At 66.5% G+C, this 21,390-nt stretch carries 19 protein-coding genes; 7 read left to right on the forward strand and 12 right to left on the reverse strand.

Annotated features, from left to right (window positions below):
* Positions 1 to 102: 102 nt before the first annotated feature.
* Entirely contained in the window at positions 103 to 1,449 is a 1,347-nt protein-coding gene (locus J7I84_RS11510; RefSeq protein WP_214944598.1) for a cation:dicarboxylate symporter family transporter, read from the reverse strand.
* 159 nt (positions 1,450 to 1,608) lie between these two features.
* On the opposite strand from J7I84_RS11510, the gene J7I84_RS11515 reads away from it, so the two are divergent.
* Together J7I84_RS11515 and J7I84_RS11520 are read left to right on the forward strand one after the other, a co-directional pair.
* The gene (locus J7I84_RS11515) at positions 1,609 to 3,246 is read left to right on the forward strand and encodes an ATP-binding protein (RefSeq protein WP_214944600.1); all 1,638 of its coding nucleotides are present in this window, start codon (positions 1,609 to 1,611) and stop codon (positions 3,244 to 3,246) included.
* Complete coding sequence (locus J7I84_RS11520; RefSeq protein ID WP_214944602.1) at positions 3,243 to 3,956, forward strand: response regulator; 714 nt, start codon at positions 3,243 to 3,245, stop codon at positions 3,954 to 3,956. Before J7I84_RS11515 ends, J7I84_RS11520 begins: the two co-directional genes overlap by 4 nt.
* Before the next feature lie 32 nt (positions 3,957 to 3,988).
* On the opposite strand, the gene J7I84_RS11525 is transcribed toward J7I84_RS11520, so the two are convergent.
* Positions 3,989 to 5,893 carry a propionyl-CoA synthetase gene (locus tag J7I84_RS11525; RefSeq protein WP_214944638.1) on the reverse strand — a complete coding sequence of 635 codons (1,905 nt, stop codon included), beginning with the start codon at positions 5,891 to 5,893 and terminating at the stop codon, positions 3,989 to 3,991.
* A 171-nt stretch (positions 5,894 to 6,064) separates the two neighbouring features.
* Here J7I84_RS11525 and J7I84_RS11530 point away from each other — a divergent pair, with 171 nt between their 5' ends.
* From J7I84_RS11530 to J7I84_RS11545, 4 genes are all read left to right on the forward strand, one after another.
* On the forward strand, positions 6,065 to 6,721 hold the full coding sequence (locus tag J7I84_RS11530; protein WP_214944604.1) for a GntR family transcriptional regulator: 657 nt from the start codon (positions 6,065 to 6,067) through the stop codon (positions 6,719 to 6,721).
* Entirely contained in the window at positions 6,714 to 8,234 is a 1,521-nt protein-coding gene (locus J7I84_RS11535; protein WP_214944605.1) for an MmgE/PrpD family protein, read from the forward strand. Before J7I84_RS11530 ends, J7I84_RS11535 begins: the two co-directional genes overlap by 8 nt.
* Complete coding sequence (gene prpB / locus J7I84_RS11540; RefSeq protein WP_214944607.1) at positions 8,234 to 9,136, forward strand: methylisocitrate lyase; 903 nt, start codon at positions 8,234 to 8,236, stop codon at positions 9,134 to 9,136. Before J7I84_RS11535 ends, prpB begins: the two co-directional genes overlap by 1 nt.
* A gap of 76 nt (positions 9,137 to 9,212) precedes the next feature.
* Positions 9,213 to 10,352 (forward strand): bifunctional 2-methylcitrate synthase/citrate synthase, encoded by a 1,140-nt coding sequence (locus tag J7I84_RS11545; RefSeq protein WP_214944609.1) that lies wholly within the window; start codon positions 9,213 to 9,215, stop codon positions 10,350 to 10,352.
* Between the two features lie 60 nt (positions 10,353 to 10,412).
* Here the strand turns inward: J7I84_RS11545 and J7I84_RS11550 are convergent, their stop codons facing one another.
* Genes J7I84_RS11550 through J7I84_RS11595 form a run of 10 tightly spaced genes read right to left on the reverse strand, consistent with a single transcriptional unit; the run spans position 10,413 to position 20,242 of the window.
* Positions 10,413 to 10,907 carry an 8-oxo-dGTP diphosphatase gene (locus J7I84_RS11550; RefSeq protein WP_214944611.1) on the reverse strand — a complete coding sequence of 165 codons (495 nt, stop codon included), beginning with the start codon at positions 10,905 to 10,907 and terminating at the stop codon, positions 10,413 to 10,415.
* Between the two features lie 22 nt (positions 10,908 to 10,929).
* Entirely contained in the window at positions 10,930 to 11,988 is a 1,059-nt protein-coding gene (gene xerD / locus J7I84_RS11555) for a site-specific tyrosine recombinase XerD (protein ID WP_251046485.1), read from the reverse strand.
* Positions 11,988 to 12,647: an NUDIX hydrolase gene (locus J7I84_RS11560; protein WP_214944613.1), complete on the reverse strand. Its 660-nt coding sequence runs from the start codon at positions 12,645 to 12,647 to the stop codon at positions 11,988 to 11,990. Before J7I84_RS11560 ends, xerD begins: the two co-directional genes overlap by 1 nt.
* A 24-nt stretch (positions 12,648 to 12,671) precedes the next feature.
* The gene (locus tag J7I84_RS11565) at positions 12,672 to 14,447 is read right to left on the reverse strand and encodes a CTP synthase (protein WP_214944615.1); all 1,776 of its coding nucleotides are present in this window, start codon (positions 14,445 to 14,447) and stop codon (positions 12,672 to 12,674) included.
* Between the two features lie 28 nt (positions 14,448 to 14,475).
* Positions 14,476 to 16,215 (reverse strand): DNA repair protein RecN, encoded by a 1,740-nt coding sequence (recN, locus tag J7I84_RS11570; RefSeq protein WP_214944617.1) that lies wholly within the window; start codon positions 16,213 to 16,215, stop codon positions 14,476 to 14,478.
* Positions 16,216 to 16,219: 4 nt separating this feature from the next.
* On the reverse strand, positions 16,220 to 17,245 hold the full coding sequence (locus J7I84_RS11575) for an NAD kinase (RefSeq protein WP_214944619.1): 1,026 nt from the start codon (positions 17,243 to 17,245) through the stop codon (positions 16,220 to 16,222).
* Between the two features lie 13 nt (positions 17,246 to 17,258).
* Positions 17,259 to 18,074, reverse strand: coding sequence for a TlyA family RNA methyltransferase (locus J7I84_RS11580; RefSeq protein ID WP_214944621.1), 816 nt, complete (start codon positions 18,072 to 18,074; stop codon positions 17,259 to 17,261).
* Positions 18,074 to 18,340 carry a hypothetical protein gene (locus J7I84_RS11585; RefSeq protein WP_214944623.1) on the reverse strand — a complete coding sequence of 89 codons (267 nt, stop codon included), beginning with the start codon at positions 18,338 to 18,340 and terminating at the stop codon, positions 18,074 to 18,076. The genes J7I84_RS11580 and J7I84_RS11585 overlap by 1 nt, the downstream gene beginning before the upstream one ends.
* Before the next feature lie 9 nt (positions 18,341 to 18,349).
* On the reverse strand, positions 18,350 to 19,339 hold the full coding sequence (locus tag J7I84_RS11590) for an HAD-IIA family hydrolase (RefSeq protein ID WP_214944625.1): 990 nt from the start codon (positions 19,337 to 19,339) through the stop codon (positions 18,350 to 18,352).
* 6 nt (positions 19,340 to 19,345) lie between these two features.
* Positions 19,346 to 20,242, reverse strand: a complete 897-nt coding sequence (locus J7I84_RS11595; protein ID WP_311381136.1) for a hypothetical protein — start codon at positions 20,240 to 20,242, stop codon at positions 19,346 to 19,348.
* A 36-nt stretch (positions 20,243 to 20,278) separates the two neighbouring features.
* Between J7I84_RS11595 and J7I84_RS11600 the strand changes: the two genes are divergently transcribed.
* Positions 20,279 to 20,896, forward strand: coding sequence for a hypothetical protein (locus J7I84_RS11600; RefSeq protein ID WP_214944644.1), 618 nt, complete (start codon positions 20,279 to 20,281; stop codon positions 20,894 to 20,896).
* The last annotated feature ends 494 nt before the right edge of the window (positions 20,897 to 21,390 follow it).

A 21,390-nucleotide genomic window follows, 5' to 3' on the forward strand; every position in this document is an offset into this window, starting at 1 on the left:
TGACCCTCTAGCTGAGGTCGAAGGTTGGGCTGCCGGGCCACGAAAAACCGCCCCTGCAGCATGGCTGCAAGGGCGGTTTTCAGGCCGGTTAGGTGGCTGGCGCTAGGCCTTGGCGACCTCGCGTGCGCCTTCTTCCTTGGGTGCCATCTCCGCGTGGTGGCCGGGAACCATGGTCAGTTCGTCGAACGGAGCTTCACCGGAGAGCACCCGGGTTACTTGTCCGCCGTCGATCTCCTTGACCCAGGTGCCCACCAGGATGGTGGCCACGGCGTTGCCGGTGAAGTTCGTCAGGGCGCGGGCCTCAGACATGAAGCGGTCGATGCCGACGATGATGCCCACGCCGCCGAGCAGCTCGGGACGGTGTGCCTGCAGGCCGGCAGCGAGGGTGGCCAGGCCTGCGCCGGTGACGCCGGCCGCGCCCTTGGAGGCGATGATCATGAAGACCAGCAGGGAGACCTGGGCACCGAGGTCAAGCGGGGTTCCCATTGCGTTGGCCACGAACAGGGACGCCATGGTCAGGTAGATGGCAGTTCCGTCAAGGTTGAAGGAGTATCCCGTGGGAACGGTGACGCCGACGACGGGCTTGGAGACGCCGAGGTGTTCCATCTTGGCAATCAGGCGGGGCAGCGCCGCTTCCGAGGATGAGGTGGAGAAGATGATGAGGTATTCACGGGCCAGGTAGCGCATCAGCTTGAAGATGCTGACGCCGGCCACTACCTGCAGGATGCCGCCGAGGATGACCACGATGAACAGTGCGCAGGTGATGTAGAAGGCAACCATCAGGGTGAACATGCTCACGATGGCCTGGAAGCCGGTTGCACCGACGACGGCGGCGATGGCCCCGAAGGCGCCGACCGGAGCGATCCACATGATCATGATGAGGACGCGGAAGACGAGGGCCTGGCCGTGGCCGATTGCCTTGAGGATCGGAGCTCCCTGGGGTCCCATCTTCTGCAACGCGAAGCCGACGAGGATTGCTGCGAGGAGGGTGGGAAGGACAGGGATGTCGCTGGGGATGATTCCCAGCAGGAAGTCCACCGTGCTGTCCGTGGCGGCCTTCTTGTTGGGATCGTAGGCAGAGAGCTTAAGCCCTTCACCGGGGTGGACGATGTTGCCGACCACCAGGCCGATGGCGAGGGCGAAGGTGGACATGACAATGAAGTAGCCCAAGGCCAGGCCGCCGACCTTGCCCACCGTGGTTGCCTTCGCAATCGAGCCAATGCCCAGCACGATGGTGCAGAAGATCACCGGCGCGATCATCATCTTGATCAGCTTGACGAAGCCGTCGCCCAAGGGCTTGAGGTTCTTGCCGACCTCCGGGAACAGCAGGCCAACCAAGGCGCCCAGGACGACGGCGGCGATGACGGCGATGTAGAGGTAATGCGACTTGTCCAGGCCCTTGCGCCGAATGGGCGCGGCCTCGGTGGACTCTCCTCGTTGAGAAGCCATGATGTGTCTCCTTGTGGATATTCTGGAAGACGCTGGGGCACAATCACTGGGCTCAACACGTCTCTGCGGTGTGAGATCCATCATCGACCACGTGGTGATCCAGCTCACCGTTGCGTTCATATTGGTCGCGGCTGCCATGGGGTCAAAATGGAGGTTGGCATGATCCACCGCTGGAGTATCGCCCGCAGGCTGTTCGTGGCGAACCTGCTGATTGTCGTGTCCTTCATCGCAATTGTGGGAACGGCCGCCTATGTGGACGCGCGGGACCGGACGTACGACGAAGCCGGCCGGCGGATGGAAGGGGTGGCAGCTTCCATCGCCGCCAATCCCCTGGTGCTCCAGGCCGCTGCCACTCCGGACCCTTCCGCCCTCCTTCAGCCCTATGCCAAGGACGTAACTGCCGCAGCGGGCGTTGACTTCATCACCATCATGGCTCCGGACCGTACCCGCTGGACGCATCCCCGGGACGAGGAGCTGGGCCGGCCGTACATCGGCTCCATTGATGCCGCCCTGAAGGGACAAACCTTCACCGAAGTCACGGCGGGCACCCTTGGTCCGTCCGTGCGCACCATCGTCCCGGTGAAGGACGCGGCAGGGACGGTGAAGGCGCTGGTGGCGGTGGGCGTCACCGTCCGCAACGTCGATGTCGCCTTCGCCGGGCGCCTGCCGGTCCTGCTGGCCCTCGGCGTTGCGCTGCTGGTGGGGGGTTCCCTGGCATCCTGGCTGCTGGGGCGGTATCTCCGCCGGGTGACGCGCGGCTGGGGACCGGAACAGCTGGCACAGTTGTTCGCGTACTACGAATCAGTCCTGCACTCCGTCCGTGAAGGCCTCATCCTTATCGATGCCAGGAAGCGCGTTGTGATGTACAACGACCAGGCTGCCGAACTGCTGGGCCTGGCCGACACCGGCAGCAACGATCCCACCCGGCCCCCGTCGCTTGCAGACCTCCCCCTGGACAGCGAACTCCGCAGCCTGTTTGACTCCGGACGCACCACGAAGGACGAGATAGTCCTGACCGGCTCCCGGGTACTGGTGGTCAACCAGGGGCCGGCCCGGGGCCCGGAGTCCCCCGGCGCGCGCGCAAAGGTCCCCGTCTACGGAACCGTGGCCACCCTCCGCGACCGCACCGAGATCGAAGCGCTTGGCAGCGAACTCCAAACCATGCGGACCCTATCCGACGCGCTGCGCGCCCAGACACACGAACACGCAAACCGGCTCCACACCATGGTCTCGCTCCTGGAACTCGGCCGGACCGGGGAAGCCCTCGACTTTGCCACCCAGGACCTGGCCCTGAGCCAGCAGCTGACGGACGACATGGTGAGCTCGATCGATGAACCGGTGATAGGCGCCCTGGTCATGGGCAAAGTGGCAGAGGCCCACGAGCGCGGCGTCCAGCTTGATGTTTCCACCCTCGGCTCGGGCACGGCATCAGGGGTAGCGGTCCAGGACCTGGTGACGATCCTGGGCAACCTGCTGGACAACGCCATCGATGCTGCCGCCGACGCACCGCCCCCACGGCGGGTTGCGCTGACGCTGGAGGCGGACGAGGAAGGGCTGGACATCGCCGTCAACGATTCCGGAGCGCCTATCGACCCCGCGGATTCGGAGAAGATTTTCCGGCACGGATACAGCACGAAGCCTGCAGGGTCAGGGGGCCGGGGCATTGGCCTGGCACTGGTCCGGCAGGCGGTGCGGCGCTTGGGCGGTACGCTGGCCACTAACGGACGGCGCGGCGCCAAGTTCGAAGTATTCCTGCCCGCGGCGGCTGTGTCCGCGGAAAAGGAGCACAGACAGTGAGCAACATCCGGGTCCTCGTCGTCGAAGACGAGGCCATCGCTTCGGCGGCCCACGCCGCGTACGTGGGGCGGCTGGACGGGTTTGAGCTTGCGGGGACTGCGCCCGACGGTCAGTCCGCCCTGCGGCTGCTCAACGAATTCGAAGCGGCGGGTGAGCCGGTGGAACTGGTCCTGCTGGACATGAACCTGCCTGACCTGCACGGCCTGGACATTGCCCGGCGGATGCGCTCGGCGGGAATCCTCGCGGACATCATCGCCATCACCGCCGTACGCGAGCTGGCGATTGTCCGCAGCGCCGTTGCCATCGGCGTGGTCCAGTACCTGATTAAGCCCTTCACGTTCGCCACGTTCTCCGACAAGCTGGAAAACTACCGCCAGTTCCGCCAGCAGCTGGCCGGTTCCAGCATTGGTCCCGGCAAGGGGGGCACCTCCCAGAGTGAAGTTGACCGGGCCTTCGCCAGCCTTAGGGCGCCGTCCGAACTCCCGCTTCCCAAGGGTCTCTCCACTTCGACGCTCGGCTCCGTCCAGGAGTTCCTTCGCCAACGGCCCGAAGCAGTGTCCGCCACCGAGGTCATGGATGCCCTGGGCATGTCCAGGGTGACGGCGCGGCGCTACCTCGAGTACCTTGCCGACGCCGGCACGGTTTCCCGGACTGCCCGGTACGGAACCCCGGGCAGGCCGGAAAACGAGTACCGCTGGAACGGCCGCTGACACGCTTCGCGGCTTGACGCCCCAGCCGTTAGTCAGCGCGCTTTTGCCGCGTCCGCCCGGAGGGAGCCGATCAGCTGGTCGATAACCCCCGGATCTTCGATGGTGGAGGGCACCGTATACTCCTCGCCGTCTGCGATCTGGCGCACGGTCTTGCGGAGGATCTTCCCGGAACGGGTCTTGGGCAGGGCGTCCACCACTTTCACGTTCTTGAAGTCCGCAACCGCGCCGATGTCCCGCCGGACCAGTGCCACCAGGTCCATGGCCAGAACGTCTTCAGGGATGTCAACCCCGGATTTGAGCACCACGTAGCCGCTGGGACGCTGCCCCTTGAGCGGGTCGGCGAGCCCGATCACGGCGCACTCGGCAACGGCCGGATGCTGTCCGATCACCTGCTCCAAGGCGCCGGTGGACAGCCGGTGGCCGGCAACATTGATAATGTCGTCGGTGCGGCCCATGACGAACAGGTAGCCGTCCTCATCGCGGTAGCCGGAGTCCCCTGTGGCGTAGCAGCCCTCGAAGACCTGCAGGTAGGAAGAGATGAAGCGTTCATCGTTTCCCCACAGCGTGGTGAGGGTGCCGGGCGGCAGCGGCAGCTCCAGCACGATGTTGCCTTCAGTTCCGGGCTCCACTTCCGCGCCCGCGCCGTCGAGGATCCGCAACCGGAACCCGGGCATGGGAACGCTCGGGGAGCCGGCCTTGATGGGCAGCGGCTCCAGTCCCCGCGGATTTGCGCAAATGGCCCAACCGGTCTCGGTCTGCCACCAGTGGTCCACCACTGGCACGCCGAGGACCCGCGATGCCCAGTGGAACGTGTCCGTGTCCAGCCGCTCGCCCGCGGCGAAAAGCGTACGAAGGCTTGAGACGTCGTAATTTCCCAGTAGCGATGCCTCCGGATCGGCTTTGCGGATGGCCCGCAGCGCCGTGGGAGCGGTAAACAGGACGTTGACCCCATGGTCCTGGACCACGCGCCAGAACGCACCGGCGTCGGGCGTGCCCACCGGCTTGCCCTCGTACATCACCGTGGTGGCGCCGGCCAGCAGCGGCCCGTAGACGATGTATGAGTGCCCCACCACCCAGCCCACGTCAGAAGCAGTCCACATCACATCACCCGGACCGATGCCGTAGATGTTCTCCAGGGTCCAGTGCAGCGCGACGGCGTGCCCGCCGTTGTCCCGCACCACCCCCTTGGGTGCGCCGGTGGTCCCGGAAGTGTAAAGGATGTAGAGCGGATCCGTGGCCCGTACGGCGACGGGGGCAACAGGCTCCGCCGAAGCCATGAGGGTGTCCCAGTCCAGCCAGCCCGCGTGCTCCGCTGCAGTTGATGCAAAGCCGTCGCGGGCTTTGACCAGTACCGGAATATCAGGCGCGCCCGCCAACTCGAGGGCCTCCGCGACCGCCGGCAGGTACTCGATGCGCCGGGCTGGTTCAATCCCGCCCGAGGCGGTGACCACGGCGGCGGGGCCGGCATCGCGGATCCGCGCAGCGAGCTCCTTGGGCGCGAAGCCGCCAAAGACCACCGAGTGGACCGCGCCCAGCCTGGCAGTGGCCAGCATGGCGATGGCGGCTTCCGGGATCATGGGCATGTAGATCACCACGCGGTCGCCCTTGCCTACGCCGTGCCCCTTCAGTACGCCGGCAAAGCGGGCCACGAGATCCGTCAGTTCGGCGTAGGTGTACCGCTGCCGTGTTCCCAGCATGGCGGAGTCATGGATCAGCGCATCCTGCCCTCCGCGGCCCTCGGCGACGTGCCGGTCCAGCGCGTTGTAGCACGTGTTGAGGGTACCGTCAGGGAACCAGTTGTAAAGCGGCGCCCGGCTGGAGTCCAAGGCCCGGACCGGTGGCGAGATCCAGGAGATCTTCTCCGCTGCCTCCAGCCAGAAATCTTCGGGTTGTTCGATGCTCCGCTGGTAAATGTCCCGGTAGCTGTTGGTGACCATGAGGTATCCCGTCCACGACGTTGTGATGCAGCTCATGGTAGCGGGCGGCGGGTTCCGGCCACAAGAGATGTGTATACAGAATTTGGCATTCCTCCCTATTTTTCCGGTTTCGGCTGCATTTCATGGACAGCTGTGTATACACTGATGCTGTCACCGGGGAAGGAGGCTACCATGCGCGCCAGTGATAAGGCTTATGCGGCCCTGCGCGAGGACATCGTCGAATGGCGCCTGGCGCCTGGCACGGTCCTGGCCGAGGTGGAACAGTCCGAGCGCCTGGGCGTCTCCCGAACCCCACTCCGGGAAGCACTGGGCCGCCTTACGGCGGAAGGGCTGACGACGGCGGGCGGCCGCGGCGTCGTGGTTACAGACATCTCCCTTGAGGACATCGACGAACTGTTCGAACTGCGCGAAACGCTGGAAGGCAAGGCCGCGGCGCTGGCCGCCCGGCGAGGCGATGCGGCCACGTTCGAGCGCCTGCAGCGCGAACTGCTCGATGCACCCGGCCTCATCGCCGGCGGGAAGCCCGCCCTGCATGACTACTACGAACTGGTGGGCCGGCTGGACGCAGCCATCGACGCAGCCATCTCCAACTCCTACCTGGCCCAGGCCATGCGAAGCCTGCGCGTGCACCTGGTCCGGATCCGCCGGCTTGCCGCCGACGACGCCTGCCGCCTCACCGCCGCAGCCGCCGAGCACGCCGCCATCGCGGAGGCCATCGCGGCCGGCAACCCAAAGCTCGCCGAGGCCGCTACCGTCATCCATCTGCACCGAAGCCTCTCCCACGTCAAAGCAGCCCACGCATCCCACCCGAAGGAGCACCATGGTTAAGGAACACCACGTCCGCGTCTACAAGAGCGAAGAGAACCTGCCCCGCGAGGACCAACTCGCCTACAAGATCGCCCAAGTCGCGGCGGATCCCGTCGGCGTCTCCGACGATGTGACCGACATGGTGATCAACCGCGTCATCGACAACGCCTCGGTGGCCATCGCTTCCCTGAACCGCGCCCCGATCATCGCAGCCCGGGCCCAGGCGCTCACCCATGGCCCCAGCACCGGCGGCAAGGGTTCCAGGGTCTTCGGCATCGAGGAACGGGTTGCACCGGAATGGGCTGCCTGGGCAAACGGGGTGGCCGTCCGGGAACTGGACTACCACGACACGTTCCTGGCCGCCGAGTACTCCCACCCCGGCGACAACATCCCCCCGATCCTCGCCGTCGCCCAGCACGTAGGCTCCAGCGGCTACGACCTGATCCGCGGCATCGCCACCGGCTACGAGATCCAGGTCAACCTGGTCAAGGCCATCTGCCTGCACAAGCACAAGATCGACCACGTGGCCCACCTGGGCCCCTCCGCTGCCGCCGGGATCGGCACCCTGCTGGGCCTCGACGTCGAAACTATCTTCCAGTCCGTGGGCCAGGCACTGCACACCACCACGGCGACCCGGCAGTCACGCAAGGGCGAGATCTCCACCTGGAAGGCGCACGCTCCAGCGTTTGCCGGCAAGATGGCCATCGAGTCCGCGGACCGCGCCATGCGCGGCCAAACCTCACCTGTGCCCATCTACGAAGGCGAGGACGGCGTCATCGCCTGGATGCTCGACGGCCCGGACGCCTCCTACATGGTCCCGCTCCCCACCCCCGGCGAAGCCAAGCGCGCCATCCTGGACACCTACACCAAGGAACACTCGGCTGAATACCAGGCGCAGGCCTGGATCGACCTGGCCCGCAAGCTGCACCGGGAACACCCCGAGGTCACCGACTCCGCCAACGTGAAGTCCGTGCTGATCAAAACCAGCCACCACACCCACTACGTGATCGGCTCCGGCGCCAACGACCCCCAGAAATACAGCCCCACCGCGAGCCGGGAAACCCTGGACCACTCCATCCCCTACATCTTCACCGTCGCCCTCCAGGACGGCGCCTGGCACCACGTGGACTCCTACTCCCCCGAGCGCGCCGCACGCCAGGACACCGTGGAGCTGTGGCACAAGGTGACGACGGTGGAGGATCCGGAATGGACCCGCCGCTACCACTCCCTGGACATCGCCGAGAAAGCCTTTGGCGGCTCAGTGGAGATCACCCTCAAGGACGGCACCGTCATCACCGACCAGATCGCCGTCGCCGACGCCCACCCACTCGGCGCCCGGCCGTTCGCCCGCGGGCAGTACATCAACAAGTTCCGCACCCTCGCCGCAGGCCTGGTGGAGGAAGCCGAGGTCGAACGGTTCCTCGCCGCCGTCGAACGCCTCCCCCAGCTCGCCGCCGGTGAGCTGGACCAGCTCAACATCACCGCTGCCCCCGGCGTCATCGACCTCGCGGCGGCACCGAAGGGACTCTTCTGATGCTGTATTCGAAGACCACTCCGGAGCAGAAGCGGATCCGGTTCCGGGAACTGCTGGCCTCCGGAACCATCCAGCAGTTCCCCGGTGCGTTCAACCCGCTCTCCGCCCGGCTGATCGAGGAAAAAGGCTTCGCCGGCGTCTACATCTCCGGCGCCGTCCTGGCCAACGACCTGGGCCTGCCGGACATCGGACTGACCACGCTGACCGAGGTGGCCACCCGCGCCGGGCAGATTGCCCGGATGACGGACCTGCCCTCGATCGTGGACGCCGACACCGGCTTCGGCGAACCCATGAACGTGGCCCGCACTATCCAGGAACTGGAGAACGCCGGCCTGGCCGGCTGCCACATCGAGGACCAGTTCAACCCCAAGCGCTGCGGCCACCTGGACGGCAAGAACGTGGTGGACCTGGACACCGCCACCAAACGCATCCGCGCCGCCGCCGACGCCCGCCGGGACCCGAACTTCCTCATCATGGCCCGCACCGACATCCGCGCCACCGACGGACTGGAGGCTGCGCAGCAGCGTGCCAAGGCCCTGGTTGAAGCCGGCGCGGACGCGATCTTCCCCGAAGCCATGAAGGACCTCAGCGAGTTCAAGGCCATCCGGGACGCGGTGGACGTGCCGATCCTGGCCAACATGACCGAATTCGGCAAGAGTGACCTTTTTACCGTGGATGAACTGGCGGGCGTGGGCGTCAACATGGTCATCTACCCGGTAACGCTGCTCCGTAGTGCCATGGGGGCTGCTGAGCGTACTCTGGAATCTATAAAATCCGACGGCACCCAGGAGGCACAGGTCCCAAGCATGCTGACCCGTGCCCGGCTCTACGACCTCGTTGACTATGAGGCCTACAACCACTTTGACACCGGGGTGTTCAATTTCCGGATCCCCGGCACCTGACATCCCGCCCCTGACACCACACCGGAATGCCGGCAGCTGCCGGCCACCAGGCTTTAGGAACAAAGGAGTTTCAGCAATGGCTGAAAATGAGATCAAAAAGGGCCTCGCCGGCGTCGTGGTGGATTACACCGCCGTCTCCAAGGTCAACCCTGACACCAACTCACTGCTCTACCGCGGCTACCCCGTCCAGGAACTGGCCGCCAGGTGCAGCTTCGAGGAAGTGGCCTACCTGCTCTGGAACGGCGAACTGCCCACCAAGGAACAGCTGGCGGAGTTCACCGCGAGGGAGCGCGCCGGACGCGCCCTTGACCCGGTGGTCAAGCAGGTCATCGACGCCTTGCCGGTGACCTCGCACCCGATGGATGTCTGCCGGACCGCGGCGTCTGTGATGGGCGCCCGGCACCCGCTGGCCGGGGACTCCTCGCGGGAGGCCAACATGGCCAAGGCCGTTGACCTGTTCGCCGCTATGCCGGCCGTCGTGGCGTATGACCAGCGCCGCCGCCACGGCCAGGAACTCGTGGAGCCGCGCGATGACCTTGGCTACTCGGCGAACTTCCTGTGGATGGCCTTCGGTGAGGAACAGGTGCCCGAAGTTGTTGACGCCTTCAACGTCTCGATGATCCTCTACGCCGAGCACTCCTTCAACGCGTCAACGTTCACCGCGCGCGTCATCACCTCAACGCTGTCGGACCTGCACTCAGCGGTGACCGGAGCCATCGGGGCACTGAAGGGTCCGCTTCACGGTGGGGCGAACGAAGCCGTGATGCACACCTTCGACGAGATCGGCATCCGGCAGGAGGAGTCCCTCGAGGAGGCTGCGGCACGGGCTAAGGCCTGGATGGAGGACGCCTTGGCGCAGAAGAAAAAGGTCATGGGCTTCGGCCACCGCGTCTACAAGCACGGCGATTCCCGGGTGCCCACCATGAAGGCCGCCCTGGACAAGATGATCGCCCATTACGGCCGCCCTGAACTGCTGGGGCTGTACAACGGCCTGGAAACGGCGATGGACGAGGCCAAGGCCATCAAGCCGAACCTGGACTACCCCGCCGGGCCCACGTACCACCTGATGGGCTTCGATACACCCACCTTCACTCCCCTGTTCGTGGCCAGCCGGATTACGGGCTGGACCGCGCACATCATGGAGCAACTGGACGCCAACTCGCTGATCCGGCCGCTGAGCGAGTACAACGGCGTGGAGGAACGGCACCTGGCCTAGCGTTGGCAGGAACGTCCGACGGCGGGAGGGCACTTTGGGTGCCGGGCCCGCCGTCGGCCTTTAACGGCCGCCTTGGCCCAGGAGGCTTTCGGAGGACGCGACAGACTCGTTGTCGGTGTGCATGGTGACCACCACGTTGACCCGGCCGCCTTCCAGCACCACGGGCAGCCAGTGGTCGGCGTCCTGCCACATGCGGTCCACCGGCAGGGCCTGCACGCTGAACCATTCAGGCAGGATCTCGTCGCTGGGCACCGGCTCGCCCTCCCAGGTGCGGGCGGTAAAGAGCCAGGTGTCCATGTTCCAGTCCGGCCGCGCAGGGAAGACAAACCGGACGGTTCCGGCGTCGGCCAGATCCTCGTGGCGGAGCACTATGGAGGTTTCTTCAAGCACCTCACGGATCACCGCCTGCGCGTGAGACTCCCCCGGTTCCACGTGCCCGCCGATGCCGACGATCTTGCCCTTGCCGAAACCGGTCTGCTTCAATCCCAGCAATACCTCGGCGCCCCCGGCTCCATCGCGGAGGAGGAAACAAAGGACCACCGCCGCCGCGCTCATTCCAACACCATCAACGCAGCCCCTAGCCCAACGCCCGGGGATGTGCTGCGGCGTAGATTTCACGGAGGGTATCCGCGGTGACCAGCGTGTACACCTGCGTGGTGGTCACGGAGGCGTGGCCCAGCAGTTCCTGCACCACCCGGACGTCGGCACCGCCTTCAAGCAGGTGGGTGGCGAACGAATGCCGCAGCGTGTGCGGCGACACGTCGCGGGTGATGTTGGCCTTCTCCGCCGCCGCTTTCAGGATGGTCCAGGCACTCTGCCGGCTGATCCTGCCGCCGCGGGCATTGAGGAACAGCGCGGGCGTGCCCTTTCCTTTGGCGGCAAGCAGCGGGCGCCCACGGACCAGGTAGGCATCGAGTGCCCGGGCCCCGTAGGAGCCCAACGGCACCAGTCGTTCTTTGGATCCCTTGCCGAACAGGCGGACAATGGCTGGCCCGGCTTCCGGCTCGGCGAGGGAGATATCGTCAACATCCAGGCCCACCGCTTCGCTGATCCTGGCGCCGGTGGAATAGAGGAATTCGAGCAGTGCGCGGTCGCGCAGCCCCGTGGCGGTGTCGGTTCCGGCCGCTTCCAGGATGCGGGTGACCTCGTCAACGCTGATGGCCTTGGGCAGCCGCTTGCCGGCCATCGGCGGGTGCACTTCGCGGGCCGGATCCGCCGGCGTGAACCCCTCCAGCGCCCAGAATTTGTGCAGCCCCCGAACGGCCACCACCGTCCGCGCCGCGGAGCGCACGCCCAGGGTGGAGCCTCCGTCGGACCCGTCGGACAGGGCGCGGACGTACCCTGTTACGTGGTGCCGGGTGACGTCCCGGGGACGCGTGCAGCCGGCGGCGGCGAGGTAGCGGGCGTACCGGGCCAGGTCCCGCCGGTAGGCGGCAAGGGTGTTCGCTGCCAGCCCCCGTTCCACGCGCACGTGCTGGAGGTAATCAGTGATTCCGCGGTCGATCGCGGCCGGAATTTGCGCCGGGGCTGTACCGTCCGCTGCAGCGTTCGGAACCGGTTCGACCACCGGGGCCGCTCCAGCCACCGGGGCCGCTTCAGCCACCGGGACTGCTTCAGCCGAAGGACCCGGTGCCATCAGCGCTGGCTGGGGTGTGCGGGCCAAGGGGCGTCGGCGGGGCGGAGCCCCTCGTAACCGCCCGCCCGGGCTGCCGCGGCGGCAAGGATCCCGACGACGGCGGACGGGTTGTGCAGGCGCCCGGCCAGCACGGAGGCCACGGCATCGTCCAGGCTGATCCAGTGGAACTCGATCTCGGCTTCCTCATCCGTCCGCTCGTGCCGCTCGTGATGCGGCACCTCGGTGAGGTCGCGGGCCAAGTAGATCCGAATGGCCTCGCTGGAGGATCCCGGGGAATTGAAGACATCGGCCAGGACGTTCCAGCTCCCGGCCGCCAGGTCAGCTTCCTCGGCGAGTTCGCGTGCCGCCCCCACTACAAAGTCTTCGCCCTCGACGTCCAGCAGGCCCGCCGGGACTTCCCACAGGTCCATCCCGACGGGGTGCCGGTACTGCTTCAAAAGCAGGATCTGGCCTTGGTCATTCATAGGCAGGACCGCCACGGCGCCCGGGTGGTCGATGTAGTCACGGGTGAGGGCATCCCCGGTCTCGGAGAGCTGGAAGGTGTCGCTGACGACGTCCCAGATCCGGCCCTGGTAGACCTTCTCGGAGGACAAAAGACGGCGCGGGCTTGGTGCATCCGAAACCTGTTTGGCAGGGGTGGCTTCAGGTGTACCAGGCATCGCGCCGTCCTTTTGTTCTATTGACTACTTAGCGGTAACGGTACCCGAAGCTGCAGGCTCCTCCACCGCGGGCGCAGCCGTGTCGGCAACGCCCTCCCGGCCGGCGCTCTGGTGGTCCAGGGCGGCTTTGATCAGGCCGGCGAACAACGGGTGCGGGCGGGTGGGCCGCGAGCTCAGCTCAGGGTGCGCCTGCGTGGCCACGTAGTAGGGGTGGACGTCGGCAGGCAGCTCAACGAATTCCACCAGCTTGCCGTCGGGGGACATTCCGGAGAAGACCAAGCCCTTGTCCGCGATTTGTTGGCGGTACTTGTTGTTGACCTCGTAGCGGTGCCGGTGGCGTTCGCTGACCGTGGTCTTGCCGTAGGTACCGGCAATGACCGAGCCCTCGTCCAGCTTGGCTTCGTAGAGGCCAAGGCGCATGGTGCCGCCCAGGTCGCCACGGCCTTCAACGAACTCCAGCTGCTCCTCCATGGTGGCGATAACCGGGTACTTGGAGTCCGGCTCGAACTCGCTGGAGGAAGCACCCTCCAGGCCCACCACGTTGCGGGCGTACTCAATGACCATGCACTGCAGGCCAAGGCACAGGCCCAGCACGGGCAGCTTGGTTTCGCGGGCGAACTTAAGGGCGCCCAGCTTGCCTTCAAGGCCACGGATGCCGAATCCACCCGGCACGCAGATGGCGTCCACGCCGTCGAGCGCCTTGATGGCACCCTCACGGGTCTCACACTCATCCGAGGGGACCCACCGGATTTTGACCTTCGCCTCGTTGGCGAAGCCGCCGGCACGCAGGGCTTCGGTTACCGAGAGATAGGCGTCCGGAAGGTCGATGTACTTGCCCACCAGGGCAATTTCGACTTCGTGCTTGGGGTTGTGGACGGCCTCCAGGAGATGATCCCAGCTGGTCCAGTCCACATCCTTGAACGGCAGGTCCAAGGCACGGACAATGTAGGAGTCCAGGCCCTGCCTGTGCAAGGTCTTGGGGATGTCGTAAATGCTGGGGGCGTCAGGGCAGCCGATGACAGCCTCGAGGTCGACGTCGCACATGCGGCCGATCTTGGCGCGCATGGCCTCGGGGATTTCGCGGTCGGACCGGATGACGATGGCTTCGGGCTGGATACCGATGGAGCGCAGGGCTGCTACCGAGTGCTGGGTGGGCTTGGTCTTCAGTTCCTGCGACGGGCCGATGTACGGGACCAGTGAGACGTGGACGAAGAAGACGTTGCCGCGGCCCACGTCCTGGCGGACCTGGCGGGCCGATTCGAGGAACGGCTGGGATTCAATATCGCCAACGGTGCCGCCGATTTCGGTGATGATGACGTCGGGGGCGTTCTTGCCTTCAGCAGGCAGGCGCATGCGGCGTTTGATCTCGTCCGTGATGTGCGGGATGACCTGGACCGTGTCGCCGAGGTATTCGCCACGCCGTTCCTTGGCGATCACCGTGGAGTACACCTGCCCCGTGGTCACATTCGCGGAACCTTCAAGGTTCTCGTCGAGGAAGCGTTCGTAGTGCCCGATATCCAGGTCCGTCTCGGCGCCGTCGTCGGTAACGAAGACCTCACCGTGCTGGAAGGGGTTCATCGTGCCCGGATCCACGTTCAGGTAGGGATCGAGCTTCTGCATCGTGACGGACAGGCCGCGGGCCCGGAGCAGGTGACCGAGGCTGGAGGCCGTCAGTCCCTTACCGAGCGAGGACGCCACACCGCCGGTGACAAAGATGTGCTTGGTCATCTTGGAGGAGCCCGGGAACCGGGAATTTACACGGGAATTTGATCGCTGCACCACGGAATTCGAGCCTATCATCAATTGCGCCTTCCCGTGCCCGTGGGCGTCAGGCCCGCTGCGGCAGGAGCTTGGCATCATCCAGCAGCTCCTGCGCGTGCGCCTGCGCGGATTCGGAGTCCTCCTGGCCGGCCAGCATCCGAGCCAGTTCACGCACCCGCTCGGGCCCGTCAAGGAGGCGGACGTCACTTGAGGTAAACCCGGTGGCGGTTCCGCCGTCGGCTCCCCTGACGGACGTTTTGGTCACGGTGATGTGCTGGTCGGCGAAGGCGGCCACCTGTGGAAGGTGCGTGACCACCAGGACCTGGACGTGGCGGGCCAGCATGGCCAGCCGCCGGCCGATCTCGACGGCGGCGCGTCCACCCACGCCGGCGTCCACCTCGTCGAACACAAAGGTGGGGACGGGATCGACGGCGGCGAGCACCACTTCGATGGCGAGCATCACGCGGGACAACTCACCGCCGGAGGCGCCCTTGCCCAGCGGCCTGGCGGGAGCACCGGAGTGCGGCCGCAGCAGGAAGCTGATCTCGTCCGCGCCGTGCGGACCCAGCTGTCCGCCCGGCTCGAGGTTGATCACCAGCGTGGCATCAGCCATGGCCAGGGCCTTCAGCTCTGCACTTACCCGGGCCGAGAGGTCCTTCGCGGCCTTGGCCCGGATCTTGCTGATGGCCGCCGACTGCTTGGTCAGCTCCGCTTCTGCGCGGACCACCTCCGCGTCCAGGGCCTCGATGCGGGAGGAATCGTCCTGGAGCTCGTCGTACCGGACGCGGGCCTTTTCCGCCCACTCCAGGACTTCGTCGATGGTAGGGGCGTATTTACGGACCAACTTGGCCAGGGCTGCCCTCCGGTCCTCGATTTCGGCGAGCCGCTCCGGGCCCTCGGAATCCAGGCCGGCCTGGTAGCTGGCAAGTTCGGTGGCGATGTCATTGAGCAGGAAACCCACTTCCGCCAGCCGCGCGGCCGCGGAACCAAGTTCAGCGTCGTGCTCGGCAACATGCTCCAGCGTGCGTTTGGCCGAATCGACCAATGTGGTGGCGTCACCGGTCTCACCAAAATCTTCGGCGATCAGGGCCTGGTGTGCCGTGCTGGCGGCGATCCGCAGTTCCTCCACGTTGGCCAGCTTGACGGCCTCGGCCTTCAGGAGCTCGTCCTCCCCCGGCTGCGGATCGACATCGTCTATTTCGGCGAGGGCTGCCTCCAGGGATTCGGCTTCGCGGAGCCTGTCCCGCGCGGCGCTCCGCAGGCTGTCCAGTTCCGCCTGGCTGGACTTCCACCGGCTGTACAGCTCCTGGTACGCGGCCAGCGGGCCGGCCAGGGTGTCCCCGGCGAACTTGTCCAACGCTTCCCGCTGCGCCGTGGCACTTTTAAGCCGGATCTGGTCGGACTGGCCGTGCACCACCACAAGGGATTCGCCGATTTCGGCCAGGACGCCCACCGGGGCAGCCCGGCCGCCCAGGAACGCGCGGCTGCGTCCGTCCGCGCCCAGGCGACGGGCCAGGATGAGCTCAGCCCCGCCGTCGAACTCCTCGGCTTCGGCACCGGCGTCGAGGGCACGGGCAATGGCCGGATGTCCGGCGTCGAGCTTGAGTACCGCTTCCGCGGTGGCGCTTTTCGCACCGCTCCGGACGGCTCCGGCGTCGGAACGGGCGCCCAGCAGCAGTCCGACGGCGGTGACCACCATGGTCTTGCCCGCGCCGGTTTCGCCGGTCACCACACTCAATCCCGGGCCGAGCGGGAGCGTTGCGTCGGTGATGACGCCCAGGTCGCGGATTCTCAGTTCTTCAAGCATGGATTCACTTCGCAGTCGACGGATCGGGATCGCTGTCGGGGCTTTCAACATGCGGTACGGGCAGCGGCGGCACGGGCCGGGGTGTCCGCACCACGGGGATGGGGCCGGTGTGCACGGCGTCGGACTTGGGCACCGGCCCGCGCCAGCCGTGGATGGGCAGCTGGAATTTGCGGACCAGGCGTGCCGAGAACGGGGTCTGGTGCGTGCGGGCCAGCCGGACCGGGGTGGCCGATTTGGTCACTTCCACGCGGGCGCCGGGCGGCAGGTCAACCGAACGCCGGCCATCGCACCAGAGCACCCCCTGGGCGTCGGTCCGGCCCAGCACCTCAACGGCCAGCTTGGACCTGGGCGACACCACGAGGGGCTTGGCGAAGAGCGCGTGGGCACTGATCGGCACGATCACCAGCGCCTCCACTTCCGGCCATACCACCGGTCCCCCGGCGGAAAACGCGTAGGCCGTAGACCCCGTAGGGGTGGCCACCACGATTCCGTCGGAGCCGAAGGATGTCAGCGGGCGCTCGTCCACCTCGGTCACCACTTCGAGCATCCTTTCGCGGTTGGCTTTTTCGATGGCGGCCTCGTTTAAAGCCCAGGTGTGCCAAATCTTCTGCCCGCGGACCCAGACCTTGACATCGATGGTCATCCGCTCTTCAACGGTGTAGTCGCGGCTGGCGATCCATTCCACCGTCTGGGCAAGGTCCGCCCGTTCACTTTCAGCCAGGAAGCCCACATGGCCCAGGTTGACGCCCAGGAGGGGCACATCCACCTCGCGGACCAGTTCGGCGGCGCGCAGGATGGTTCCGTCACCGCCGAGGACCATCACCAGTTCGACGTCGGGCAGCTGGACATGGTCGTGGAGCACCTCCACCGGCTGGGCCAGGTGTCCGAAGAACCGTTCCATGTCCCCCAGTTCGGAGTCCTGCATCACGGGGACCATGCCCGAAGCATGCAGCAGGGCACAGGCTTCCCAGGCGGCTTTCAGTGACTCCTCGCGGCCGGTGTGGGCAAGGACCAGTACACGCCTGCTCATCAGGTTCCGCTCTCTAGTGGTTCTGCCAGATTCGTCCGAGCAAGGCAGCGGCTGCTGCCTCTCGCTCTTCGATCTTAGGCAAGTCTTTGGTGATCCTGCGTTTTATCCACAGGAAGTATTCGACGTTTCCGTCCTGTCCGGGCAGCGGGCTTGCCGCCAGGCCGCAAAGGTCCAGGCCGGCGTCGAGCGCTGCCCTGGCTACCTTCTCCACGGCCATCCGACGTTCACGGTCCGAGGTGACAACGCCTGTCCGGCCCAGGCGGTCCTTGCCGATCTCGAACTGCGGCTTGACCATCAGCACCAGGTCGCCGCCAGGCTCGGTGCAGTCCGCCAACGGATGCACCACGAGGGTGAGGGAGATGAAGGACAGGTCGGCGACGGTCAACGCGGCCGGACCGCCGATGTCCGGCGGCGCCATGTACCTGACGTTCATTCCTTCGTGGACGTCCACGCGTGGGTCGCTGCGGAGGTGCGGCACCAACTGGCCGTGCCCGACGTCGACCGCTACCACGTGCGCTGCCCCGCGCCGCAGGAGGACATCGGTGAAGCCGCCGGTGGAGGCACCAGCGTCAAGGCACCTTTTGCCCTGGACCGAAACTTCGGGGAAGGCGTCCAGGGCCCCGGCCAGCTTGTGGCCGGCGCGGCTGGCGTAGGTGTCCTGGTCATCGTGTTCGACGGCCAGTTCCCGGCTCTCCTCAACCTGCAGGGAGGCCTTGGCGAGGACTTGGCCCCCGGAGCTGACTTTGCCTTCGGCGATAAGGGAGGCAGCATGCGTTCGCGACCTCGCCAGTCCGCGGGCCACCAACGCCTGGTCGAGCCGTACCGGCATCAGGCTGTCCCGCCGGCTCGGTCAGTGCCTGCGGGATCGCTGTCAGTGGGATCGCTGGCAGTCGGATCGTTGTTGAGGGCGGCCAACAGTTCATCGTGCAGCTTGTTGTAGACGGCTTCGTGCTCTGCTGCCGGGAGCCCGGGCAGGTCGAGAAGCCTCGCCGTGGCCTGCGCCACCTGCGGATCTGTGATGTCCTGCCCGGCGGCATCGGGCCACTCCGGGGCCGGCTGGGCTGTCGCGTCGTGCGGTTCGGTCAGCTCGGTCATTGAACCAGTCTAGTGATCCAGCCACACCAGCTTGGGCGCCTGTGGGGTTGCGGCGTCCGGCGTACCGGCCCACCACGCCGCACACGCCGCGCGCCAGGAGTTGAGGTCGTCCTGGCTGCCGATGATGCCCACGGCTCCGTTGGCCAGGCGCGCTGTTGACTGGCCGCAGGTGTAGGTGCCGTCGTCGTGCGTTACTTCCGGGTATGGCCGGTGCAGGCCCTCGAGGTCTTCGATGATGTACCTGGGACGTTCGGCAGCCCGCGCCGCCAGGATGGTCTCGCGCGTGTCGACGCCGGTCAGGACAGCCACCGTGGCGAAGCCGGCATTGTTGCCGCCCAGGATGTCCGTGTCCAGCCGGTCGCCCACCACCAGCGGACGCTCGGCCCCAAGCCGCTTGGCAGCCGAGTGGAACAGCGGCGCCTCCGGTTTTCCCGCGACTCTTGGCTGCTGGCCAGTGGCTGCGGCGACGGCGGCAACCAGGGTGCCGTTGCCCGGCGCGATGCCACGCGCCTGGGGAATGGACATGTCGGTGTTGGTGGCCACCCAGAAGGCACCGGCGTTCACCACATAGGTGGCTTCGGCCAGGTCCTTCCAGCCAATGGCGGGGCTGAACCCCTGGACCACGGCGACCGGGTCCTCGTCCTGGCCGCCCACCGGCACCAGGCCTGCCAGCTCAATTTCCCGGGCGAGTGCCGGGCTGCCGGTGATGAGGACCTTAGACCCGGGTGCCAGCATCGACGCGAGCAGCTCGGCCGCCGCCTGGGAGGAACTGACCACCTGGTTGTCCGCTGCGGGCGCACCAAGATCACGGAGGTGTGCTGCCACCTCCGCCGGTGAGCGGGAGGCGTTGTTGGTCACATAGCCCAGGCCGATGCCCAACCCGGAGAGCTTCTTTAACGACTCGACAGCTCCGGGAATGGCATCTGGCCCGGCGTAAACCACGCCGTCCAGGTCGGCGAGGAGTGCATCGAAGTGGGAAACCAGGGAGACGTCGCTCATGTGTGTTTAGTCTTCCCGGCGGTCTTCATGGCGCTCGACGTCCGCATGGTCCTCAGCGCCGGCGTCATCGACACCGGCGTTGTCACCAGGCTCGGAACTGAGCTCGTCGTGTTCCACTGAGTCCTGGTCCGATTCGGCGTCGTCGGAGACGAAGTAGTCGGCGTCCTGGTCGTCGATGCTGCTGTCCTGCGGGGACTTCGCTTCGCTGGCGCGGCCGCTCTCCGCCGCCGCCTCCGTGGAACCTGCTGCGGGCGTTCCGGCGTCGGAGGCCGTGGAGGCGCGCTCCAGCATCCTGCGGCGTTCCGCCTCTTCCCGGGCTTCCTCCTCCTCGTCCCACCCGAGGTCGATGATTTCGGGTTCCTGGTCCTCGCCAAGACCCAGGGCGTTTTCAGCCACTACCGCCTGCCTGCTCCACTTCTGTGACTCGTCTTCGCGTCCCACCGCAGCCAAAGCGTCGGCGTAGGCACGGAAGAGCCGCGGGCTGTAGGAGAACGCCCGGTTCATGTCCAGCTGGGAGATTTCAAGTTCGGCTACTGCCGCGTCCAGCTGGCCGAGATCCGTCCGTGCACCAGCCGCTACCATTGCCAGTTCAACCTTGCCGGGAGCGTCAAGGTCCTGGGCTTCCTCCGAGCGTGCCACATCCAGGGCGCGGTCGGGGCGCCCCAGGCCACGCTCGCAGTCCGCCATGACGGGGAGGTGGACATTGGAACCGCTGATCCGGCGGAAAGTGCGGAACTCCCGCAGTGCCTCACCGTAGTGGCCGGCAGCGTAGGCAGTCAGGCCGACGGCTTCACGGACAGAGGCGAGGCGTCCGCCGCGACGGCTGGCAGCAAGAGCGTGTTGGAAGGCAAGCTCCGGCTCGTCGTCGATGAGCCGGCCGGCCATCACCAGGTGACGGGCCACCCACTCTGCGCTCTTGGGTTCGAGGGTCTTGATCTGGTGCTGCGTGGCGCGGTCCAGTTCCTTGCCCGTGACGTCCTCATCGATCTCGGGCGAACGTTCCCGGTCCGGCCGGTTGGCGCTCCGGAGGTCGGCGGCGTTCGGGACGCGTACAGGACGGTCCTCCTGGCGATCGCGGCCAAAGCCACGGGGACCGGCACCGCCACGGCCGGAGTCGGCGCGGGAGTCACCGCGATCAAAGCTGCGGGGTGCCCGGTCCGGCCGGTCGCCGAAGGGCTTGCGGTTCTCGCCGGCACCGAAACCGCGACGGTCACCCTCGCCATCACGACGCGGACGATCACCAAACGGCTTACGGTCACGGTCACCAAAGGGCCGGCGCTCACCCTCACCGTCACGACGCGGACGGTCACCAAAGGGCCGGCGCTCACCCTCACCGTCACGACGCGGACGATCACCAAACGGCTTACGGTCGCGGTCACCGAACGGCTTACGGTCGCGGTCACCGGCGCCGCCACCAAAACCGCGACGGTCACCCTCGCCATCACGACGCGGACGATCACCAAACGGCTTACGATCGCGGTCACCAAATGGCTTGCGATCACCGCCGCCAGTGGAGTCGCCACGGGAAAAGTTGTTGCCTTCGCGGTCGGAGCGTGACCGGAAGCCGCGGGGATCCCCGCCGGAATTGTTATTGCCGCGGAACGCGCCGCGGTCGTTGCCGCGGTTGCCGCCGTTGTGCTCGGCCATATGGATTCCTCCTGTTGTGAGCCGACCACTGGCGCAACTGCAGCCGCTCGTTTCGTTTCCTACGCAACCCGAAATCAAGCGCTTCGAAGTCCGTACATCTTCATCAATTCTAGTGGAGCCCACAAAACCCCCGGCACAGCCGAAGCCCAGGCGTCGCTGTTCGTGGCGATCCTCACAACGCCGTCCGCTCACGTCCTGCCTGTTCCCACCCGACGCACGCTCACGTCCTGCCTGTTCCCACCCGACGCCCGCTCACATTCGGCAGACTTTCTCCGGACGCCCGCTCCCGGTCAGGTGTTCCTGATGGGGTTCGATGGGGCGAGCGAAGGTTGGTGCTGCACCCGTCAGAAGTGAGCGGGGGTCCGAGCCATACCCGTCATAGCGGCTCTTCACGGTTCGTGGTG

This window comes from Arthrobacter sp. ISL-85 (assembly GCF_018613675.1).
Lineage (GTDB): Bacteria > Actinomycetota > Actinomycetes > Actinomycetales > Micrococcaceae > Arthrobacter.